General features: G+C 39.3%; 18 protein-coding genes and 2 pseudogenes. 16 read left to right on the top strand and 4 right to left on the bottom strand.

Features of this window, described 5'->3' with window-relative positions; translation table 11 throughout:
* Nucleotides 1-44: 44 nt before the first annotated feature.
* A complete protein-coding gene (gene mnmG, locus MK805_RS08705; protein WP_240875225.1) occupies nt 45-1,922 on the top strand; it encodes a tRNA uridine-5-carboxymethylaminomethyl(34) synthesis enzyme MnmG in 1,878 nt (625 codons plus the stop codon).
* Complete coding sequence (gene rsmG / locus MK805_RS08710) at nt 1,919-2,629, top strand: 16S rRNA (guanine(527)-N(7))-methyltransferase RsmG (protein WP_240875228.1); 711 nt, start codon at nt 1,919-1,921, stop codon at nt 2,627-2,629. The genes mnmG and rsmG overlap by 4 nt, the downstream gene beginning before the upstream one ends.
* A 157-nt stretch (nt 2,630-2,786) precedes the next feature.
* Here the strand turns inward: rsmG and MK805_RS08715 are convergent, their stop codons facing one another.
* Together MK805_RS08715 and MK805_RS08720 are read right to left on the bottom strand one after the other, a co-directional pair.
* Nucleotides 2,787-4,604, bottom strand: a complete 1,818-nt coding sequence (locus tag MK805_RS08715) for a hypothetical protein (RefSeq protein ID WP_240875230.1) — start codon at nt 4,602-4,604, stop codon at nt 2,787-2,789.
* Nucleotides 4,605-4,789: 185 nt separating this feature from the next.
* On the bottom strand, nt 4,790-5,989 hold the full coding sequence (locus tag MK805_RS08720; protein ID WP_240875232.1) for a ParM/StbA family protein: 1,200 nt from the start codon (nt 5,987-5,989) through the stop codon (nt 4,790-4,792).
* Nucleotides 5,990-6,351: 362 nt separating this feature from the next.
* On the opposite strand from MK805_RS08720, the gene noc reads away from it, so the two are divergent.
* The 5 genes and pseudogenes from noc to MK805_RS08740 all read left to right on the top strand — a co-directional run bounded on the left by noc (nt 6,352) and on the right by MK805_RS08740 (nt 11,364).
* Nucleotides 6,352-7,176: a nucleoid occlusion protein gene (gene noc, locus MK805_RS08725; protein WP_240875234.1), complete on the top strand. Its 825-nt coding sequence runs from the start codon at nt 6,352-6,354 to the stop codon at nt 7,174-7,176.
* Between the two features lie 669 nt (nt 7,177-7,845).
* The gene (gene ltrA, locus MK805_RS08730) at nt 7,846-9,594 is read left to right on the top strand and encodes a group II intron reverse transcriptase/maturase (RefSeq protein ID WP_240875236.1); all 1,749 of its coding nucleotides are present in this window, start codon (nt 7,846-7,848) and stop codon (nt 9,592-9,594) included.
* A complete protein-coding gene (locus MK805_RS18140) occupies nt 9,533-9,682 on the top strand; it encodes an HNH endonuclease (protein ID WP_420833069.1) in 150 nt (49 codons plus the stop codon). The genes ltrA and MK805_RS18140 overlap by 62 nt, the downstream gene beginning before the upstream one ends.
* 115 nt (nt 9,683-9,797) lie before the next feature.
* Nucleotides 9,798-10,514, top strand: a pseudogene (locus MK805_RS08735) (ParA family protein); the annotation flags it as partial.
* A complete protein-coding gene (locus MK805_RS08740) occupies nt 10,507-11,364 on the top strand; it encodes a ParB/RepB/Spo0J family partition protein (protein ID WP_240875238.1) in 858 nt (285 codons plus the stop codon). The pseudogene MK805_RS08735 and the gene MK805_RS08740, both read left to right, overlap by 8 nt.
* Nucleotides 11,365-11,566: 202 nt before the next feature.
* Here MK805_RS08740 and yyaC read toward each other — a convergent pair whose 3' ends face one another.
* Nucleotides 11,567-12,139, bottom strand: a complete 573-nt coding sequence (gene yyaC, locus MK805_RS08745) for a spore protease YyaC (RefSeq protein ID WP_240875240.1) — start codon at nt 12,137-12,139, stop codon at nt 11,567-11,569.
* Between the two features lie 157 nt (nt 12,140-12,296).
* Between yyaC and MK805_RS08750 the strand changes: the two genes are divergently transcribed.
* From MK805_RS08750 to MK805_RS08760, 3 genes are all read left to right on the top strand, one after another.
* On the top strand, nt 12,297-12,512 hold the full coding sequence (locus MK805_RS08750; RefSeq protein WP_240875243.1) for a DUF951 domain-containing protein: 216 nt from the start codon (nt 12,297-12,299) through the stop codon (nt 12,510-12,512).
* Between the two features lie 31 nt (nt 12,513-12,543).
* Nucleotides 12,544-13,644 (top strand): redox-regulated ATPase YchF, encoded by a 1,101-nt coding sequence (ychF, locus tag MK805_RS08755; RefSeq protein WP_240875244.1) that lies wholly within the window; start codon nt 12,544-12,546, stop codon nt 13,642-13,644.
* Between the two features lie 343 nt (nt 13,645-13,987).
* The gene (locus tag MK805_RS08760; protein WP_240875245.1) at nt 13,988-14,362 is read left to right on the top strand and encodes a hypothetical protein; all 375 of its coding nucleotides are present in this window, start codon (nt 13,988-13,990) and stop codon (nt 14,360-14,362) included.
* A 102-nt stretch (nt 14,363-14,464) separates the two neighbouring features.
* Here MK805_RS08760 and MK805_RS08765 read toward each other — a convergent pair.
* Nucleotides 14,465-15,891 (bottom strand): annotated as a pseudogene (locus MK805_RS08765) (IS4 family transposase).
* Nucleotides 15,892-16,695: 804 nt separating this feature from the next.
* Between MK805_RS08765 and rpsF the strand changes: the two are divergent.
* The 6 genes from rpsF to rplI all read left to right on the top strand — a co-directional run bounded on the left by rpsF (nt 16,696) and on the right by rplI (nt 21,141).
* On the top strand, nt 16,696-16,986 hold the full coding sequence (gene rpsF / locus MK805_RS08770) for a 30S ribosomal protein S6 (protein ID WP_240875252.1): 291 nt from the start codon (nt 16,696-16,698) through the stop codon (nt 16,984-16,986).
* Between the two features lie 42 nt (nt 16,987-17,028).
* A complete protein-coding gene (locus MK805_RS08775) occupies nt 17,029-17,493 on the top strand; it encodes a single-stranded DNA-binding protein (RefSeq protein WP_240875254.1) in 465 nt (154 codons plus the stop codon).
* A 37-nt stretch (nt 17,494-17,530) separates the two neighbouring features.
* Nucleotides 17,531-17,758: a 30S ribosomal protein S18 gene (gene rpsR, locus MK805_RS08780; protein WP_160800395.1), complete on the top strand. Its 228-nt coding sequence runs from the start codon at nt 17,531-17,533 to the stop codon at nt 17,756-17,758.
* Nucleotides 17,759-18,005: 247 nt separating this feature from the next.
* On the top strand, nt 18,006-18,317 hold the full coding sequence (locus tag MK805_RS08785) for a MazG-like family protein (protein WP_240875256.1): 312 nt from the start codon (nt 18,006-18,008) through the stop codon (nt 18,315-18,317).
* Nucleotides 18,318-18,731: 414 nt separating this feature from the next.
* Nucleotides 18,732-20,684 (top strand): DHH family phosphoesterase, encoded by a 1,953-nt coding sequence (locus MK805_RS08790; protein ID WP_240875258.1) that lies wholly within the window; start codon nt 18,732-18,734, stop codon nt 20,682-20,684.
* A gap of 1 nt (nt 20,685) precedes the next feature.
* Nucleotides 20,686-21,141 carry a 50S ribosomal protein L9 gene (gene rplI / locus MK805_RS08795; protein ID WP_240875259.1) on the top strand — a complete coding sequence of 152 codons (456 nt, stop codon included), beginning with the start codon at nt 20,686-20,688 and terminating at the stop codon, nt 21,139-21,141.
* Nucleotides 21,142-21,157 lie beyond the last annotated feature (16 nt).

Here is a 21,157-nt window from a genome sequence, read left to right on the forward strand (position 1 = left end):
ACAGTGGAAAAGTTAGAAATTTGAAAAGTGAGAGGTGTAAGAACGTGAGTTATCATGCAAGTACTTACGATGTTGTTGTGATTGGGGCTGGTCATGCAGGTTGCGAAGCTGCACTGGCAGCTGCCCGAATGGGCTGCCAAACGCTGCTGCTTACTTTAAGTTTGGATACAATTGCTTACATGCCTTGTAACCCATCTATCGGGGGACCAGCAAAGGGACATGTGGTACGTGAACTGGATGCACTTGGTGGGGAGATGGGTAAAAATATTGATAAAACCCATATTCAAATGCGTATGTTAAACACTGGGAAAGGGCCGGCCGTGTATGCACTCCGTGCTCAAGCAGATAAAGTTCTTTATCAAAGGGAAATGAAAAAAGTATTAGAAGAAGAGCCAAATCTTACTTTGCATCAAAACATGGTGGAGAAATTACTTATCCAAGATGGTGTATGTAAAGGAGTTATCACCCGTACTGGTGCAGAGTATCATGCTGAAACAGTGGTGTTGACAACCGGAACATATCTTCGTGGGAAAATTATTATTGGTGATCTCCAATATGAAAGTGGACCAAATAACCAACAACCTTCAGTCAATTTGGCACTTCATTTGCAAGAACTAGGATTTAATATGGTTCGTTTTAAAACAGGAACTCCTCCACGTATCAATAGTCGTACGATTGATACGAGTAAAATGGAAATTCAACCGGGAGACGAAGAACCGAGGGCTTTTTCCTTCGAAACAACAGAATATATCACAGATCAACTGCCATGTTGGTTAACTTATACGAATGAAAAAACACATCAATATATTCAAGACAATTTGCATCGAGCTCCTATGTATTCTGGAAAAATAGAAGGTAGAGGTCCACGCTACTGCCCATCGATTGAAGATAAAATTGTCCGATTTGCAGATAAAAACCGCCATCAGATTTTTATTGAACCAGAAGGCAGAGAAACACTAGAAATGTATGTCCAAGGCTTATCTACCAGCTTACCGGAAGATGTACAACAAGATATTTTGCGTACAATTGATGGATTAGAAAAAGCAGAAATGGTTCGTACTGGCTATGCGATTGAATATGACGCCATAGTACCTACTCAGTTGTGGCCAAGCCTGGAGACGAAACTAGTTCCTGGATTATTTACTGCAGGACAAATCAATGGTACATCTGGTTATGAAGAAGCAGCAGCACAAGGTATTATGGCAGGAATTAATGCTGCAAGAAAGGTCCAAGGAAAAGAACCTGTCATTTTAGATCGTTCGGAAGCTTATATTGGTGTGTTGATTGATGATCTTGTGACAAAAGGCACCAATGAACCTTATCGTTTGTTAACTTCTAGAGCTGAATATCGTTTATTGCTTCGACATGATAATGCTGACCTGCGCTTGACAGATAAAGGGTATGATATTGGTTTAATTAAAGAGGAGCGTTATGGTCGATTTGTCGCAAAGCGTGATGCTATTGAAAAGGAAATTGCTAGATTACGTAAAACAAAGTTGACGCCAAATGCAGAGGTACAAGCACAGTTAGCAGTGTTAGGTACATCGGAAATAAACAATGTAATGGAGTTAGCAAATCTCATCAAGCGTCCAGAGCTCTCTTATCAAGATATTATGAAACTGTCCCCACCACCAGAAAAATTGAGTGAGGAAGTTATGGAGCAAGTGGAGATACAGTTAAAATATGAAGGTTACATTCAAAAGTCATTGCAACAGGTAGAAAAAATGAAACGAATGGAAGAGAAACGTATTCCACATTGGGTGGATTACACCAAAGTTTCTGGTCTTTCCTCTGAGTCCCGTGAAAAACTACAGCAGGTCCAACCAGTCTCATTGGGACAGGCTTCTCGTATTTCTGGGGTAAATCCAGCTGATATTTCCATTCTGATGATTTATATTGAACAGGGCGGAAGAACGGCATGAGGAGCTACTTGCAAAATGCTTATGAGTTAAATGATACACAATTGGAGCAGTTTGAAACATACTACCGTTTACTGGTGGAAAAAAACAAAGTAATGAATCTTACTGCTATTACAGACAGGCAAGAAGTAGATATAAAACATTTTTTTGATTCCCTCACTATTTCCCGGGTAATAAATTTCCATGAAGTGAATAACGTTATGGATGTTGGTACAGGAGCTGGTTTCCCGGGAATCCCACTTAAAATTGCGTTTCCGCATTTACATGTGACGCTTTTAGATTCGCTGCAAAAACGTATTTTCTTTTTACAGGAAGTTGGAGAAGCATTAGGTTTGGATAAAGTAGAATATATTCATGGTAGAGCAGAAGATATAGCTAAGGATCATTACTACAGGGAACGTTATGATGTAGTAACTTCCCGAGCAGTGGCAAGATTGAATATTTTAGCAGAGTATTGCTTACCTTTTACAAGTGTAGGTGGGACATTCGTTGCAATGAAAGCAGGAGAAGTGGAGCAGGAAGTAGCGAATGCAAAGCAAGCTCTTGCCTTGTTAGGAAAAGTGTCACAGGAAATTTACCCTTTAAATCTCCCTGAGGAAATGGGGGAGAGGAAATTAGTAATACTGACAAAAAAACAATCAACGCCCAAAAAATACCCCAGAAATGCTGGGACAATAAAAAAGTCCCCTCTTGGAGGAAACAAAACTTGATCTCTAAATAAGGAGGTCAAGTTTTTTAGTTAGGGGATGGGGATTATTTGAAGAGTATGCTCTTTATGAATCGATCTGATGCCTATAGATTCGACACCTTAATACAAGACTAATGAAATTAAAAATCCCCCATGAAGGGGGAAAAGAAGGATAAGTTTTACCCTAAATTATTGATTAAGTTATGAAGGCCGCGAAGGGCGATCTTACGCTTTTCGATTTTATCCATTTCTTGTCTTTTCCGATCATTGCTATTAGAAAATGACGGGAAAAAGTCTTCAAAGCTATTATAACCATATGGTTCTTCAAATTCGATATTATCGATTTTGAGATTGTCTGATGTTGTTTCTATTGTATCGGCATTTGTCTCTTCTTCCTCAGAAGGGATAACATTAGCCGAAGGGTCAGATTTGGTAGTCTTGATGGATTCATCCTCTATATCAGGTTGTATGAGAGACTCCTGTATGAGGGACGAAAATGACTTTTCAGGTTTAGATGTTGAACTTGGTTGTACAATTGGATTTGGAATTGCAGACTCTAATGATGAGAAAAGTCGACTCTTTTTATTTCTACGGCGTGAAGAAAATGGTTCCAATGGGAATACATCAGGCTTTTTTGTTTGTTCTTCATCAGTTTGGTCGTTTGCTAGTTTTTCTTGATTGACTTCTTTAACGATCGGATTAGATGTCGTTTCTTGGTGTAACTTATGGAAAGAAAACTTTTTTCTTAACCGTATATCTCGATTCAAGACAAGAGTATGAGCGCTAGTCTTGTCTGTTTCATCGATAGAATCTTCATTTTCATCTTCCGATTGGATTTCTGTTGCTTCTGTTATTACTTCTTCTTTTTTCTCTGTCTTTTCTTCAGGGATAGAGCTTGATTCTTCTAAATGAGATTGCAATAGAAGTTCATCCATATCAGGTAACTTATTTTGTTTCATCAATGGAGTTTGAGCAAGTTGTTCTGCTATTTCTTGTTCGTTTTGTTCATCTTGATCCATACTGTTATCAGATGAATTTGTTTTAGATAGTTCTATGTTTTCTTGTTCTAAGTTTGTAGTCTGATTAATGGGTGGCGGACCATGAAAGATGAAATTATTTTTGTCATCGAAAAAGTTTGGCTTGGGAACGATATGTGATTCGGATTCTATTTCCATATTGTCCGTTGTTTGTTCATCTTGGTTTGTTTCCAGCTCATTTTGGTTTTCCTGTTTTTCTTCTATTTGTTCTTCTTCCTCTATTCGGATTGGATTAAACAGATGATAAGAAGAGATCATAGAGCTTGATAAACCATTTTTTTCATTCCGCTGAAGTCCTGGATATTTGTTACGACGAATTCCTAGCATACGATTATCAATGAGGGAACTCTCTTTGGCTAAGGGAGTGATGATTGGGAATGAGAATGTTTTATCTTCTTCCTCAAGGATTTCTTGTTCATCGATAGATTCTTCCTCTGATATATCGTGATTTTCTTCTATCTCTTCTTCTAATTCTTCAGATGTTGGAGATGAAGTTTCTGTTGGTTCCTCTACTTTTTCTTTTGTCTCTTCCGAATCAACATCAGCAAAAGTAAATGCAACCTTTTCTGCTTCCACCTCATCTTGAAGAACAATTTCATTTTCAGTATTGTCTTCAGATGTGATATGTAAATCCATTTCTATGACTTCTTCTTCTTGGTTGTTCATTTGCTCTTCGATTGTTTCAGAATCATACATTTGTACGATAGGTTGTAAAAGATATGTTGTGGTGTTTTGAAAAGAAGTTTGCATCTGATGTTGTTGAATCTGTAGGTGAGTAATTGTTTCATTTGATTCTGTTGTATGAACTCTTTTTTGAGCCATCATAGTTATCATCATTTGGGGATCTATGGGGATGTAAAGAACTCGCTTACCTTCTTTTTTTAGAGTCTCTACTGTCTCTTTTGATTTATCATCAAATCCCAATACAACAGTGTCAAATTCATGATCTTGTAAATTCATCTCGTAATCCCTCCTTTTTTAGCTATAAATAGATCGCCCATTTCTTCCATCCTATTATCTCTTTTTTTTCGACATAAGGCTAGTTCCAATTTCGTTTGGTTCATGCCTGTTTCATTAAAAATACAGCAGAATCCCCCAATATCTTGGGGGATTCAAAGGATAGAAGTTGTATTTATACTACTCTTCTATTTTTTCATTTTTTGTGGCTGATTTTGTTGTTTCTTATTCATTGCTTCACTAAGTGCATCTGGTACAGTGAATTCTTGTTGTATAGTCGCAGCAGCTTCAAGCAGGTCTTTGACAGGTACTGCTTTGGATTTGGATTGGGAAAATTTGCACAGCCCAAATCCATTTGCAAACTGAGCTTCGATCCCATAATCTTCAGCGAATATGAGTTTATCACCAAAACGTTCCCGGTAAAATGGTTTAAATGGAATGGATGCTCCACCAGTCAAAATTATATAGGTGATATCATCACCAAAGTCTAGACGTTGCCAAACTTCTTCTACTAGGTTAGAACCTACTTCACGAACACATTCTTGGACGATTGCGCTTACATCATGAGTTTTTCCTTTAAAGCTAATTTCCCCAGAATTCACAATTCGAGGTAAACTCCAAATAGGATATTCTTTTCCGTTATTTTCAGCATCTGCATTACGGGTGAAATCCAATAATCTTTTAGAAAGTAAATTATACACGTTTAACATAGCATGACGTGAGGTGAAACTTTGGCGTTTAATGATGGTTTCCCCATGAAGTGTCTCAATATCAGAAGTACCAAATCCTAGATCATTAATGCTTACTTTTTGGATAAAAAGATCTTCATTTAACAGTTTTCCATCCCGGTCTAGAGCGATGTGGAACAAAGTAGCCATTGGTTGGCTGATGACAAATAAGTTTTCTTTTTTAATTTCAAATTCAATTTTACGATAGGGAAGGTTTCCTTGTTTTACCTCGAAAGTATGTTTACCAATTAGACGTCTTTTCAGTTCGTCTTTGTAATCAATATAACTATCTGTTGGTAGAGCTACAGATACTACTGGTTCGTTGTTCCCTTGCAGCATCAAACCTGTACTTACACGGAACATAATGAGATATTCTTGTTCACGGAACCAAGTTGGGCTAAACAAACGACGTTTGTGTGAATCAAATAATTCATCGTCACCAGACTGTTCTACTGCTAATTTTCCGCAAAACCATTCCCGATCTCCATCTGCTTCCCGGTACATAATGTTATGTGGATCATTGTTGTAAGTGATTTCACCTACACGATTTGGAACAACCATATTGCGGATAAACATTTTATAGAATTTACCATTAGCACGGCTTACTACCTTCGTACCATAGTAACCCTGGTCGTTACCTATGTAGACTGGTGTACTCATTATTTGGTTTCCTCCTAAGTCAATCACGTAGTTTTCTATCTTCCCTCTCAACGATTCTACCAATTACAAGTAATAGGATCAAGGACTTTCTCATGGAAAGCAATGACTGATAAAAGGACAATCTAAATCTTTTTAAATACAAACATGTTTATAGGTAATAATTAGGGAACACAAAAAATGTTTCACGTGGAACACCCAATTTTTAACTTATTTAGCAGGTAGTAGAGAAAGTATAGCGAAACTATAAAGAATAAGGGCAGATTTTTGTGTATACATCGTTAGGATTGAAAATTTTAGGGATAGGATAATAGGAATTACACACATTCTGCTTTCAGAATACGATGAACAGGCGGTGGAAAGGTATGAAAGAACCGTTTAGTCGGTTATTTGGCTTAGCAGAGAAACAACAAATCGAGCAAGTAAAACAAATTCCTGTGAGCCTCATCAAACCTAGTCCTTATCAACCACGAGCAATTTTCTTAGATGATCGGCTAGAAGAATTGTGTCAGACAATCCGGCTCCACGGAGTTATTCAGCCTGTAGTAGTTCGCCAAAGAGGCAAACATTATGAATTAATAGCGGGAGAACGACGGTTAAGAGCAGTTAAGAAATTAAATTTTCCTACTATTCCTGCCATTATACGAGAACTTAGTGATTCTCAAGCAGCTTCGGCTGCACTGATAGAAAATTTACAGCGAGAAGGCCTTACATCAATAGAGGAAGCGAAAGCCTTAGAGCAATTATTAGAAGTGCATCATTTGACACAAGAAGGATTAGCTCAAAGGCTGGGGAAAAGCCAATCCACTATTGCGAACAAACTAAGGTTATTACAGCTGCCGCCATTTGTGCAAGAAGCATTGCTAGATCGATCGATTACAGAAAGGCATGCTCGTGCTCTTTTAGCTTTAAAAGATGAGGAAAAACAACACAAATGTTTACTTGAAATAATTGAAAAAGAGCTAAATGTAAAACAGACAGAAGAAAGAGTTAAAAAATTATTGGAGACAAAAGAACCTTCAAAGAGAACTGCTAAACCATATTCACGGGATTTTCGTTTAGCTGTTAATACAATCCGACAATCTTTGGATATGATTAAGCAGACAGGAATGGATGTCATTGCTTCTGAAGAAGAGTCTGATCAGTTTTACGAATTGAAGATTCGTATTCCAAAAGCTACAAGGGATTGATTGGCAAAATGATTTTCCTATAGAATGATAGAGAAAAATGTTAAAAAGTGAGTAGGTGACATCGTGGGAAGAGTAATTGCAATAGCAAATCAAAAGGGAGGCGTCGGCGTGCGTCCGTAAGGGTTTGTGAGTATTGCCCTAAAGAGGGCTCAAGATTAGAGAGAAATCTTGATGGTCAACTGACTAACCTGAAATGGAAACATTGAAAGGGAACATAGCATGTCAGTAAAGCATATGATTTGCGAAATTAGCTAGCAGATTGATGTGCGAGACCAATGGAGTGATATGGTCAAAGCTAAACTGCTTTAAACCCAGTTTCTTGGCTCTAACCCGCCGAGGTGTACGAAGGCTAATCGAAACGTACACGGGAGAACGTTATAGGAACATTTTCCGACGGTTCCTATACTCTCTACGAATTCCCCAGCGTATCAGAGATACGTAAAAGAAACGAACGGGAACCTAAGTCGCTCTCTATGTATTCACAATATCTAAACGGAGATAGCCTAAGATGGAATGCTCCGCAGGAGCTATGAGTGAAGGGGAAACCTTAAAGAACTCTGAATATCCATTAAGGCTACGGAGCCTTCATAGTAGTCCGAGGTGGGGAAAACCTACTACATGGCGAAGGAAGGCAGGTTGTCCGAATGGTAATTTACGGAGGTATGCGAAATGCAAACAGCCGAGGTAATTTTATCATTACTAGGTCAGAAGGCAAAAAACGATGAGAATTTCGTCTTTCAAAGACTATACCGTCATTTGTTTAATCCAGACATGTATTTAAGTGCTTATGCGAAAATCTACTCAAAAGAAGGTAATATGACCGCTGGTGTAGATGGAAAAACCATCGATGGATTTAATGTAGAGATAGTGAATCGGATTATCGAAAAGATGAAAAAAGAGACCTACTATCCGAATCCGGTCTTGAGGAAGCATATCCCAAAGAAAAGTGGCGGTCAAAGACCTCTAGGCATACCTAGTTTTGAGGATAAATTGGTACAGGAAGTCCTAAGACTCATCCTTGAAGCGATCTATGAACCAAAATTTTTGGACACTTCACACGGTTTCCGACCTAAAAGAAGTTGCCATACTGCCCTTCACACCATTAAAAGTACCTGCAAAGGGTCGAATTGGGTGATCGAGGGTGACATCAAAAGTTTCTTTGACAACATTGACCATGAAGTATTACTTTGTTTACTGTCAAAGAAGATTGATGATGGTAGAATGATTGAGCTTATTCGTAGGTTTCTCAGAGCTGGATATTTGGAGTTTAAGCAAAAACACCCTACATTCTCAGGAACACCGCAAGGTGGAATCATCAGTCCAATTCTATCGAATGTCTATCTTCATGAATTAGATCAGTTTATGAAGGAGATATGTGAGAAATACTCTACAGACACAGTGAGAAAACGTAATAAAGAGTACATGAGTTGGAATTCCAAAAGGCACCAAGCACAGAAGAAGGGCGATGTTGAAATAGCTAAGATAGCATTAGAACATATGAGGAAACTACCTGCACAAGATCCATTGGATCAGGATTACATCAAAGTGAAATATGTAAGATATGCAGATGATTTTCTAGTTCTTATCATAGGTTCAAAGGCTCTGGCAAACGAAATCAGGGATCAAACAAGAGACTTCCTAGCTCAACAACTTAAGTTAGAGCTAAACATGGACAAGACTCTTATCACCAACTTATCGAATGACAGAGTGAAGTTCCTTGGTTACGAAATCGCTAAAACAAAAGAGGATACCAAACTGACGGAGAATACTTTAGGTGTGAAAAAGAGAGCAGCAAATGAAACGATCCAACTCCTTGTTCCTAGTGAAGTGATCCGAGAAAAGCTTAAACCTTTTGTTCAAAATGGGAAGTCAGTACATCATAATGCGAGAATTAATCTACCAATTCTAGATATGATTGCTCAGTATAATGCCGAGATTAAAGGACTCTACAATTACTACTGTTTAGCAACAGACGTAAGCACAAAAATAGGTAAGCTTAAGTATTACCACTACTACAGTCTGGTTAAGACCATTGCTCGAAAAGAGAAATGCTCTGTTAAAAAAGTTATTGATAAATACGGTATAGACGTAAAGCTAAAGAATGGGACTGGAACAAGAAAATTGGTAGGTATGAAATATATGACTAAAACCGAAGGTGAAAAAGTCATAACTTATTTCAACCAATCCATCAAGAAAGTAAACTCTCCTAAAGCAGAGGATGTGGACACTCAAAAGTTCAATATCCTAGGGCGAAGCCAAATTTTTGATAGACTTAATGCAAAAGAATGCGAGCTTTGTGGCTTAAAAAGCGAAGAGAGAGAATTTGGAGATCCATCACATTCGAAAGCTGAAAGATATAAAAAAGAAGTACACCAAGCGAGGGAAACAGATTCCTCAATGGGTGCTATCTATGAGTAGTATGAATCGAAAAACACTCATCGTTTGTAAGAAATGCCACCTTGACATTCACCGCGGAAATGTTAACAAAAAACTCCATAAGGAGTAAATGACTTAGGGACGACTGGAGAGCCGGATACATCGAAAGGTGTACGTCCGGTTCGGAGGGGGGTTCACAGAAACCTGCTGCGGTGACGCAGTAAGGCGCTGGGTTCCTACCCTACAAAACGACGACATCAATCAATTTAGCAGCTAGTGTTGCAGCAATGAAAAAGAAAGTATTATTGATAGATATAGATCCCCAAGGAAATACAACAAGCGGATTAGGCATAAATAAAGCGGATGTAGAAGAATGTGTGTATGATGTATTGATGAACGAAAAGAATCCTGCTGAAGTGATAATTCCCACTAGTGTAGATCGTCTATGGTTATTGCCAGCGACCATTCAGTTAGCTGGTGCTGAAATTGAACTAAGCCAAGCTATATCACGAGAACTCAGACTAAAATGGGCGATACAACAAGTAAAAGACCAATTTGATTATATTTTTATTGACTGTCCTCCTTCATTAGGAATTATTACTTTGAATGCACTAACAGCTGTAGAATCTGTTCTGATCCCGATTCAATGTGAATTTTATGCACTAGAGGGTTTAGGACAGCTATTAAATACCATTCGCATTGTCCAAAAACATCTAAATAAACGTTTGGAAGTAGAAGGCGTCTTACTTACCATGTTTGATGGACGGACCAATTTGTCTATGCAAGTAATGGAAGAAGTGAAAAAGTACTTCCAAAGCAAAGTATATCAAACGGTGATTCCAAGAAATGTTCGATTGAGCGAAGCACCCAGTCACGGAGTACCTATTCTTGCATATGATCCAAAGTCGCGTGGTGCAGAGTGTTATGTGAGTTTAGCCAAGGAGGTAGTGGCGAATGGCTAAAGGCCTAGGTAGAGGTTTGGATGCACTGTTTACAAAGGTGGATGTTGAGAAAGAAGATGTGATCAGCGAGGCAAATGTAGAAGAACTTCGCCCTAATCCGTATCAGCCACGCAAAAATTTTGATGATCAAGGGATTCAGGAATTATCTGAATCGATCAAACAGCATGGAGTAGTTCAGCCGCTTATTGTTCGTAAAAGCATTCGCGGTTATGAAATAATCGCAGGTGAAAGGCGGCTTCGAGCTGCAAAATTAGCAGAACTAGAGCAAGTGCCTATTGTCATACGAGAATTTACAGATGAGCAGATGATGGAGATTGCCTTAGTAGAAAATTTGCAACGAGAAGATCTTAATCCGATGGAAATTGCTACTGCTTATCAGAAATTGATGGATCGTTTAACATTGACACAAGAAGAATTAGCGATTCGTGTAGGAAAGAGCAGACCGCATGTTACCAATTTTCTTCGTCTCTTGCAGTTGCCAATGGAAATTCAATCTGATGTTTCACGTGGAACATTATCAATGGGACATGCTCGGGCGATTTTAGGAGTAAAAGACGAGCAGTTGCAAATACAATTAGCAACAAAAGCGATCAAGGAAAGAGCCAGTGTTCGTCAATTAGAAGAATGGATCCAACGAGTTAATCACGAAAAACCACAAAAAACAAAAGAGGCTCCAAAACGGGTGGAACCGACTATAAAACGGTATGAAGATATGCTGCAACAAGTATTTTCCACCCCTGTAAAGATCAAACCTGGGCGAAAAAAAGGAAAAATAGAAATTGAGTACTTTTCCGATAGAGAATTAGAACGGCTTATTGAACTGATCCAACAAGATCATATGATTCAATAATTTGGAAGCAAAGGGAGGGAGCTCTCCCTCTATTTTTTTGTAGATAAGAAAGTATAAATTTTATCTTATCTGCAAAGCGAAACTTGGAGCGTAGCGACGTAGCGAGATTTGTGCCCTAGTCTGAGATGCATAAGTGCAACTAAGCCTCTGTCTGTGCCTTGAATGGCAAGACACATCGGCAAGTTTTCTTTATTTGAACAGGTTAGATTTCATGGGTCCATACATCTCGGGTAGATTGCATGTTTATCGCATTTAAGATCGAATCAGAGATGATTTGAGCCATTCGCATTACCGTGCTTAAACGTGTGTTTTGTAGTACCATATATTCCATAAATCCAGCGACGTTGACGATGCCCGTTACATGAATTTGTCCAACTTCAGGTAATTGTTTATTCACACCTGCTCCAGGTTTAATTGGGCCTACTCCTACTTGGATCGAGCCAACACTATTTAATTTACCTAGACAGGCATCTACTGCAATGACTAAAGCGTTAGGATAGAGACGTTGAAGGTAAGTCATTTTTTCTGGTAAATTTAAAGCATGAACTGGATCATCCAGCGTCCCAAGTACAATGAAGTGATCAGATTCTTGTTTGGAGAGAAAGGTACCAACAAGCGGACCAAGAGAATCACCTGTAGAGCGGTCTGTTCCAATACAGACACATACGATTTTTTGATAAGAAAATGTATCTAAAATAGATGCAATGGAATGGGTAACATCTAGGGCTGCAGAAGGTTCAGTATGGGGAATGCTATAGGAAATTGATTGGTTCAAGGTAACTCCCTCCATTACTCACAAGCTCTTTAACAGTATACGGAAGAAGCTGGTAATTTATACGCATCCTATCATTTGAATTACTAGATTTGAAGAGTTAAGGAGAAAAACTCCTACCGTTGATAGGTTAAATACCACTATTAGTAGGTGATAAATAGTGCAGCGAAAAGAGTTTGGCTTAGGTGATGTTGTCCAAATGAAAAAAGGACATCCATGCGGAACAAATGCATGGAAAGTAATTCGAATGGGTATGGATATTCGGATGAAATGTACAGGATGTGATCATAGTGTCCTGCTTCCAAGAACTCGATTTGAACAACGCTTAAAAAAAGTGTTGATCCCAGCAGAAAAAGATGGAGATCAAGCAAAGTAATTTTGAGATATATAGCAAAGGGGAAAAGGCAGTGGCATTGACAACAGGAATTGTAGGATTACCGAACGTAGGAAAGTCCACTTTATTTAACGCAATTACAAGAGCTGGTGCAGAATCAGCAAACTATCCTTTTTGTACGATTGAACCAAATGTAGGTGTAGTAGATGTACCAGATGAAAGGTTAAGAAGGTTATCAGAACTGATCAATCCTCAAAAAGTAGTGCCAACTGCTTGCCAATTCGTCGATATTGCCGGTCTGGTAAAGGGTGCCAGCCAAGGGGAAGGTTTAGGGAATAAGTTTTTATCTCACATCCGTGAAGTAGATGCGATTTTACATGTGGTGCGATGTTTTGAAGACGATAATATTACTCACGTATCTGGAAAAGTTGATCCAGCTAGTGATATGGCCACGATTCAATTAGAGTTGATATTGGCAGATATGGAGACAGTAGAGAAACGGTTGGACAGAGTAGCTCGCCAAGCCAAAACAGGAGAAAAAGCAGCAGTTCAAGAACAAGCATTGCTGCAAAAGGTTTTGACGACGCTGCAAGAAGAGAAGCCAGCGAGAATGACGGATGTTGCTACGGATGAGCTGGTACAATTAAAAACGTACAATCTTTTAACTATGAAAGATGTCCTATATGTCGCGAATGTTAGTGAAGATGAAGTGGCAAATGCGGATGAAAACCCATATGTTCAGCGGGTTCGGGAAATCGCTGAGTCAGAAGGTGCTGGAGTCGTAACCATCAGTGCACAAGTAGAAGCTGAGATTGCAGAACTTGATGGGGAAGAAAGAGAGATGTTCATCGAAGAACTAGGACTAGAGTCGTCCGGTTTAGATCGCCTGATCCATGCAGCTTACCGTTTACTGGGACTCTACACATTCTTTACCGCAGGAGAAAAAGAAGTTAGAGCTTGGACGATCCGCAAAGGAACCAAAGCCCCACAAGCAGGTGCAGTCATTCATACTGATTTTGAACGAGGATTTATTCGTGCGGAGATTGTAGGCTATGAAGATTTGATTTCCTCTGGTGGATTTGTTGGGGCAAAAGAAAAAGGGTTAATGCGTTTGGAAGGTAAGGAATATGTTGTACAGGATGGAGATATCATTACTTTCCGATTTAATGTTTAAAAACGATTTTATGAGCAAGGAATAATCCACTCCCTCGGATTGTTCTTTGCTTTTTTTTGCACTAAAATAAAATTGTAATGTAGGTTTGAGTCCAAGAAATAAACGGACTCTCGAACAGAAAAAGAGGGAAGCGATGTCTCAGACGACCAGTGATTCCCAGCCTGCGGAGCTGACCCAGGACGAGCTCATCTTCATCCTTTAGCCCCATGCCTATCAAGCTAAGGAAAAAATAGAATTGACGAGTGATTCTGATGATGAATAAATTTTACAAAGCAATAGGAATACCGTATGATGAAAATACAAAGCCCGATGTGCAATCTCACACACACTAGGAGAAAGAGCCATGCAGGTTGACGTTTACCCTGTTCCCGAGAGAAACAACTCATATCTGCTTCGTTTCAGAGAGCAGGGAGCGCCTCACATCGAGGGAATGTCCTGCTACTTGTTCGGTGCTACGTATGACCCGGACTCGAAGGCGTTCATCCCTTCGTCGTCCGAGCACATGCTTCTCGTAGCCAACAGGGAGCACAAGAAGTCCCTCAGCAAAGTCGTCATCAACGCAACAGGAGTGGCTACTACTCCGCTCCTGCGTGATCCCCTCCTCCGAGAGGAGGAGGGCCCAATCGCCATGCTCCTCGTCGACGAAGTGTCGTTCGATGAGGTGACCGTCCGTGGGACAGAGCTGGTAAACTCCCTGCCTCTCCGTTGGGAGCAATGAGATCGACAACGGGATCTGGTGTGGAGCAACAAGTTGTTCCACACCGCCCAATTTTATAAAATAGCACACCAAACAAGCCTAACTAGGCTTGTTTTTTTAAAATTATGCTACTTTCGCAGTGGGGAGGCTAAACTCATAAACAACACCCAAAATGTCAAAGATCGTCTTTTTCTTATATCGATGAGACTTTCGTCCATTTTTTCCTAGCAGATGGAATAGGCGAAGGAGGATCTTTGTATATGCCTGGGTGTTTTCTTGTAGGGCTTGAAAAAACATAGGAAAATAAGTTTGAATCATGTAAAACGCCTTATACTCGCTTAACTCAATTTGTTTCTTGCGTAACAAAAGATCTCGCATTCGAAACAAGGTAGAAGAACAGATTAAGATGGCAATAAGTTGTCCATACAGGTGACATTCCAATCGTTCCCGTTTCACATTCTTACATCGGTCGATCTGAAAAAAGGATTTCCATGTTTTGAATACGATCTCGATCTGCCAACGTAGGGAATAAAGATGGTGAATATGCTCTTTTGGGACAATCTCCGAAGCAATATTGGTGATATAGACATTGATATGGGTTAACCGTTTTCTTTTATCCGAAAGCTCCTTTCCTTTTTTCTTCTCTTTGAAATCCTGATTTTTTCTTCTCTTTTTCACTTGTGCATCCGTAAGTCGGTACAAAATAACACGTGCAGGTAGTTTTTTGTACCCAATGAAAGCATCTCGAATTTCCGTGGTTTCTCCCGGTTTCATCTGATTCGTTTTTTCTTCCAGATCCAATAAGAGATACTCCGTTTTTTTCTTGAGTGCTCCATTCTGAAGGAATTCGGGTGTTGGGTTTTTTGATAGATTCGGTTTGTGAGTGGCAAACGGGATAGATAGAAGGCATTCTGTTGATCAATCTGCTTTAAGTTATCCAGCGAAAAGTAACCCAAATCTCGTATGCACAAGTCCTTTGATTGAAGAGTGGGGAAACAAGCGGGGTTAAAGAGCCTGTCATTTCTTTTCCCAGCTCCCACATCCACATTCAAAAATTGTCCACTATGTAAGTCGTATTCCAATTGGATTTTTACCCCAGCCGTATGACTACTTCCTCCTGAACCTGGGTAATGCTCGGCCAAGGAATCGGGTACCTGAAAGGTGGTCGAATCGAGGATACGAATCCGTGTGAAAACATCTTGATATTTGGTTGGGAGGGCAAAAGATGAACTTAGCTCTGCTTTCAGTAACTGTGCAAATAGTCGTCGAAGAAAAGTCACCGCCTGTTCGTTCAAACGCTGATTCAATCCTTCTGCACCCATGCTAATTCCTGTCGCAGCCTCCAACTCACTGCATAACTGAGTCAGAGAAGTACTTGCTAGGTTGTGACTCAACCAAACACATAAGCTCACCAAATCTTGTCCCCGACATTTACTTCTTCGTCTTACAAATTCAGTAGTTCTTGCCAACTGCTCAACTTCTGTAGGGGAAAGATATTTCTGCAATACCTGTGAAAACAAATGAAGTTCTTCTTTGGTGGATACATTCACAGAAAAACACGCCTTCCTTTCATTTCTAAGTCATAAAGAGAGAATAGCGTGTTTTTTTTATTTTGGGGGATTATTTTGTTATTAACTTGATGGCTATGGGGTTTAGCCCTCTCATAAATCCGACACTTTTTCAGAAAACATCTTTACAAACATACATTCTAATAGTAAACCATTACCAGTTACACGTAAGGTATAACCTGAAATGCGAAAACCAAGCGGTAAATCTATTCCATACTGTAACAAAACTCAGTTCAACCGTGGGTGGGCTCACGGGGTTAGCTTGGTAATGAAGTAGCCTAAAGACTACCGCCCCAAGAATCCTACGGCTTCAGCCGTAAGGAGTGTCAAGTGTGGTACGAGAGAGAATTTCTATTTGGAATTAAAACGTTATCTAAGGTAACATGAACCATTGTTAAAAATAGCCAATTTTAGAATTGTTTTTCATGAATTCAAATGGTATCAACCATCTGAGCTTTATTTTTGTTTGTGAGGTTTCTTCTTCAATTTGACCTTTTGTTGTTGAACCTAGGTCAATGGAAACATAAAATGCAAAGAGAAGATCATTAGACCAGCTCTTTCCATCATTCATACACTTTTGTGAAAAGAGGGTTGCATTATTCATTTTACTTTTATATCATAGAACATACGATCGGTAAAGATGTTGATCCATATACATTTCAAAAGGAACTTATGAGCTTCCTTGCTTTTACTAGAGTCATTTGCTAGAATAGGTTATTGTGTGAGTATAGCTCACTCCTTGCTCTATGTCATCATAGGGCCGCTAGTCCAAAGGGAGGTGTAAATATGTCAAAGTATGAGCTGATGTTTATCGTACGTCCAGATGTGGACGAAGCTGCTCTTACCTCTACCCGTGAAAGAGTACAATCCATTGTAAGCGATATGGGTGGACAGGTAGAAGAAGTGAAAGATATGGGAAAACGTCGTTTAGCTTATTTGATTGATAACTATCGTGAAGGTTTCTATACCGTTACGACATTCCAATCAAACGCTGATGCAGTGCAAGAAGTTGAACGCGTATTGAACATCAATGACAATGTGATGAGATTTCTGACCATTAATTTGGATCAAAAATAGAGAATGTAAGACCGATCATCATGCAAAAGGGAGAGGTTGCTAGTGCTTAATAGGGTCGTTCTAGTTGGTAGGCTGACACGTGATCCTGAACTTCGATACACTGCTAATGGTGGCACAGCTATCGCAAGATTTACACTTGCTGTAGAACGCAATTATGCAAATCAGCAAGGAGAACGAGAAGCCGATTTTATTTTCATTTCTGTATGGCGGGGTTTAGCTGAAAATTGCGCGAAGTATTTGCACAAAGGTTCCTTGGTTGCGCTAGAGGGTCGTTTACAAGTTCGTAGCTATGAAAACCAAGAAGGCCGTACGGTCTGGTCTACGGAAGTAGTAGCAGACCAAGTGAAATTTTTGGATTCCAGAAATAGTCAAAACAACGATAATAACTTTGGCGATAACAACATGGGATACAGCAACCAAAACCAGCAGAACAAACAGTCCAACCAAGACCCATTTCAAAGTGTTGGCAAACCTATCGATTTGTCTGATGATGATCTTCCTTTTTAAGTGAAAACGGAAATGGAAAGAAAAGGAGGGACCTGTGATGGCTCGTCGTCGTGGACATAAGCGTCGTAAAGTTTGTTTCTTTACAGTAAACAAGATCTCCTACATCGACTACAAAGATGTAGATTTGCTTCGCAAGTTTGTAAGTGAACGTGGTAAAATCTTGCCTCGTCGTGTAACAGGAACTAGCTCGAAATACCAACGTCAGTTGACTCATGCAATCAAACGTGCTCGTCAAATGGCATTGCTTCCATATACAAACGACTAGAAAACAGAAAACTGCGGACCAAATAGGTCAGCAGTTTTTTCTTATGAGCGGATTTGTACAACAAGGGTAATTTCTTTCAATCTAAAGAAAAATTGTTTTCTGAAGCTTCTTAGCTAAAAATTTCCCCTTATGGAAATGAAGAGACTACTCTATCGCGATTTATTTTGCGATCATGCATATAAATCCCTTATTAGGGAGGAATTACCAATGGTTTTGTGGAAATCTCTCCTAGATAGGAGGGATCAAGGTGTCTCGACCAGAACGGGGTATGCAATTTGCCAAAAATATTCGTGTTATAGATTGGTTAAAAACAGAAGTTTTGGATCAAATATCTAACTTATTTAAAGGCTTGCATCATGCTAATCAAAATATGATAATAGATAGCTTGTCTAGTTTGCTTGTCACTATTTATGTATTAGCTCGACGTATGGGTTTACCTTTTAGAGAATTGGATCAGGCAGTGACTACAAAACTTAGGGAGCATGTATCAGAAGGGCATCAATTGGAGCAATGGTATGGGGACTTATCTACTTTAGACGAATATATAACAAAACGATGATGTTATGATGAAAACTTATATCCCCTGTCTCATAAATTCATCACTTTTAAGCTTGATTATGATCATGCTATGTTTTTCAGTTTGTTTTTATGTAATAGGAAACTAGTATATGTTCCCTTTGTCCCAAATGACAGTCATCAAAGTGACTCTGTTAGGAGATTATCATTTGGTAATTTTTGGGTATTTTGTGTTGGAGTATGCCTGCTTTTATTTATCAGACAGAGTTAGCTCACATTCGTAAATCAGCGAAACACAGTATACATGTTACGAAATACATGTATGGATTCAAAAAGAGTATGCTCTTTAACAATACGATAAAGTTTTTCGGCGATAGTTGATCAGACGTATATCTGGGGTAGAATATACATATATAGTTCCATGGATATCTCATTTATCCGTTGGTGAGGGAATACAATGCCGAAATTTGTTACTGCTAGATGGCGCGGATTAGTCATCGTCTGTGCTCTGTTATGGATAGTTTGGACCAGTTCTCTTTGGTGGTCTAATAGAGGCTTGATGATTATTTTAGTTGCGATAAGTTTTGTTGTCCTTGTCGTAAGTATATTTGTTACTGAATCGATATTTCAAAAACAGTTTCGATCTTATACGGAGAATTTAGTAAATCAGTTAGACCATTCTAGCAAGTTGGCTTTGTCCAAGTTACCTATAGGTGTGTTTCTTTATGATGAAGAAAATAAGATTGTTTGGCATAATTCATTTATTCAAGATATGTTTGGTGATAGAGATCTGATAAATCAACCGATCTCCGATATTTTCCCCACACCTGAGACGCCAACTGCAGGTTCGTTCTCCTTAATTATGGGAAATCGCTCTTATCAATTTACCCATTACCCCGAAAATCGCTTATACATGATTCAAGATGTTACTCCTCTTGCAACTTTGCATAAGCGAATTGAGTTGGAACGAACGGTCCTAGGGTTTTTACAATTGGATAATTATGATGAAGCCGGACAAGGGTTATCTGATCAAGAAGAAGCAGAACTTCAGGCAAATATCTTAAATACAATCACTACTTGGGCGAAACGTTATGATATTGCTCTAAAGCGAATTGATACGGATAAAATGTTTGTAGTGACAAATCAACAAACATTGGAGCAGTTAATTCAAAATCGATTTGATATTTTAGATTTGGTACGGGAACAGACTAGACAACATAAGATTCCGATCACATTAAGTATTGGGATTACTAGTGTTGGTGTCAATATGGTAGACCGATCTAATCACGCGCAAGCAGCACTCCAGATTGCTTTAGCCCGCGGAGGAGATCAAGCAGCCGTCCAAGGAAAAGAACGTGTAAAGTTTTTTGGTGGAAAGACAAATGCAATGGAGAAAAGAACCCGGGTACGAGCTCGTGTTATCTCAGGTTCTCTTTCCAAACTCATAGATGATAGTCGACAAGTATTGGTGATGGGACATCGCGATCCAGATATGGATGCTTTGGGAGCAGCTATCGGAATGCTTCGATTTGCTTCTTTGCATGACCGCCCTGCTTTTATGGTGGTAGACCGCCCAGATATGACAACTCAGCGTTTGATGAGAGAATTAGAACAACACGCCTTGCAGGAAAATTTAGTGACAGCAGCAGAGGCATTAGAAGTAATTGAAGAACCAGATACATTATTGATCTTAGTTGATACGAATAAACCTTCTTTTGTCATTGAGCCGGAAGTGACCAAGCGTGCAGAAAAAATTGTTGTTATTGATCACCATCGACGAGGCGAAGATTACATTGAAGATGCTGTACTCAGTTATATTGAGCCATACGCATCCTCTACTTGTGAACTAGTAACGGAGTTACTGCAATACCAAGATGATCTTACTTTAGACCCATTAGAGTCGACGGCCTTATTAGCTGGGATCGTGGTGGATACCAAAAATTTTACAGCGCGTGCCGGCTCACGGACTTTTGAAGCTGCTTCTTTTCTCAGGAGGCATGGTGCTGATCTATTTATGGTTCAATCCCTGCTTCGTGAAGATTTATCTTCGCTGATGAATCGCTCAGAATTATTGCAGAATACCAAAACTGTATTGGATCGATATGCAATTGTTGTTGGGAAAGAAGATAAGTATTATGATCAAATAACGATTGCTCAAACAGCAGATGCTTTGGTAAATCTACATGGAGTAGAAGCATCTTTCGTTATCGCTCGCCGAGATGATAAAATGGTGGCTATCAGTGCAAGATCAGCAGGTAAACTAAATGTACAAGTGATCATGGAAGAGATGGGTGGCGGAGGCCATCTTACCAATGCTGCTTGCCAACTGAAAGGTGTCAGCTTAGAACAGGCAGAATCAAATTTGATTTTACATCTAGAAGAAATGCTAAACAGCGAAGGGGAGACGTAAGATGAAAGTTATTTTATTGCAGGATGTAAAAGGTACCGGTAAAAAGGGTGAGGTTAAAGAAGTAGCAGAAGGATATGGTCGGAATTTCCTGCTTCCGCGTAAACTCGCTGTAGCGGCTTCTGGTGGGAATATGAATTCGCTAAAAGAACAACAACGACTAGATGAAGAGAAACAGAAGCGAGAGTTAGCGGAAGCGAACGAGCTGAGCGGACAGATCGCAGCCCATACATTGCAGATTGAAGCAAAAGCGGGGAAGGACGGCCGCTTATTTGGAGCAATAACTTCTAAACAAATCAGTAAAGCATTTAAAGATGCATTTCAAATTGAAATTGATAAGAAGAAAATATCGTTAAAAGAGCCGATCAAACAAGCTGGATTCGTAAAAATCCCTGTTAAATTACATCCAAAAGTAACTACTACCCTGACAGTCCAAATTGTAGTTGTAGAAGGAAAATAATAAGGGGTATCTTAAG

Origin of the sequence: Shimazuella soli, from assembly GCF_022511585.1 — a bacterium.
GTDB classification, from domain to species: domain Bacteria; phylum Bacillota; class Bacilli; order Thermoactinomycetales; family Thermoactinomycetaceae; genus Shimazuella; species Shimazuella soli.

Excerpts from the sequence above, each read along its gene's own strand:
- rsmG (WP_240875228.1), top strand. The coding sequence starts at position 1,919 with ATGAGGAGCTACTTGCAAAATGCTTATGAGTTAAATGATACACAATTG.
- MK805_RS08715 (WP_240875230.1), bottom strand. The coding sequence starts at position 4,604 with ATGAATTTACAAGATCATGAATTTGACACTGTTGTATTGGGATTTGAT.
- MK805_RS08720 (WP_240875232.1), bottom strand. The coding sequence starts at position 5,989 with ATGAGTACACCAGTCTACATAGGTAACGACCAGGGTTACTATGGTACG.
- noc (WP_240875234.1), top strand. The coding sequence starts at position 6,352 with ATGAAAGAACCGTTTAGTCGGTTATTTGGCTTAGCAGAGAAACAACAA.
- ltrA (WP_240875236.1), top strand. The coding sequence starts at position 7,846 with ATGCAAACAGCCGAGGTAATTTTATCATTACTAGGTCAGAAGGCAAAA.
- MK805_RS08740 (WP_240875238.1), top strand. The coding sequence starts at position 10,507 with ATGGCTAAAGGCCTAGGTAGAGGTTTGGATGCACTGTTTACAAAGGTG.
- MK805_RS08760 (WP_240875245.1), top strand. The coding sequence starts at position 13,988 with ATGCAGGTTGACGTTTACCCTGTTCCCGAGAGAAACAACTCATATCTG.
- rpsF (WP_240875252.1), top strand. The coding sequence starts at position 16,696 with ATGTCAAAGTATGAGCTGATGTTTATCGTACGTCCAGATGTGGACGAA.
- rpsR (WP_160800395.1), top strand. The coding sequence starts at position 17,531 with ATGGCTCGTCGTCGTGGACATAAGCGTCGTAAAGTTTGTTTCTTTACA.
- MK805_RS08790 (WP_240875258.1), top strand. The coding sequence starts at position 18,732 with ATGCCGAAATTTGTTACTGCTAGATGGCGCGGATTAGTCATCGTCTGT.
- rplI (WP_240875259.1), top strand. The coding sequence starts at position 20,686 with ATGAAAGTTATTTTATTGCAGGATGTAAAAGGTACCGGTAAAAAGGGT.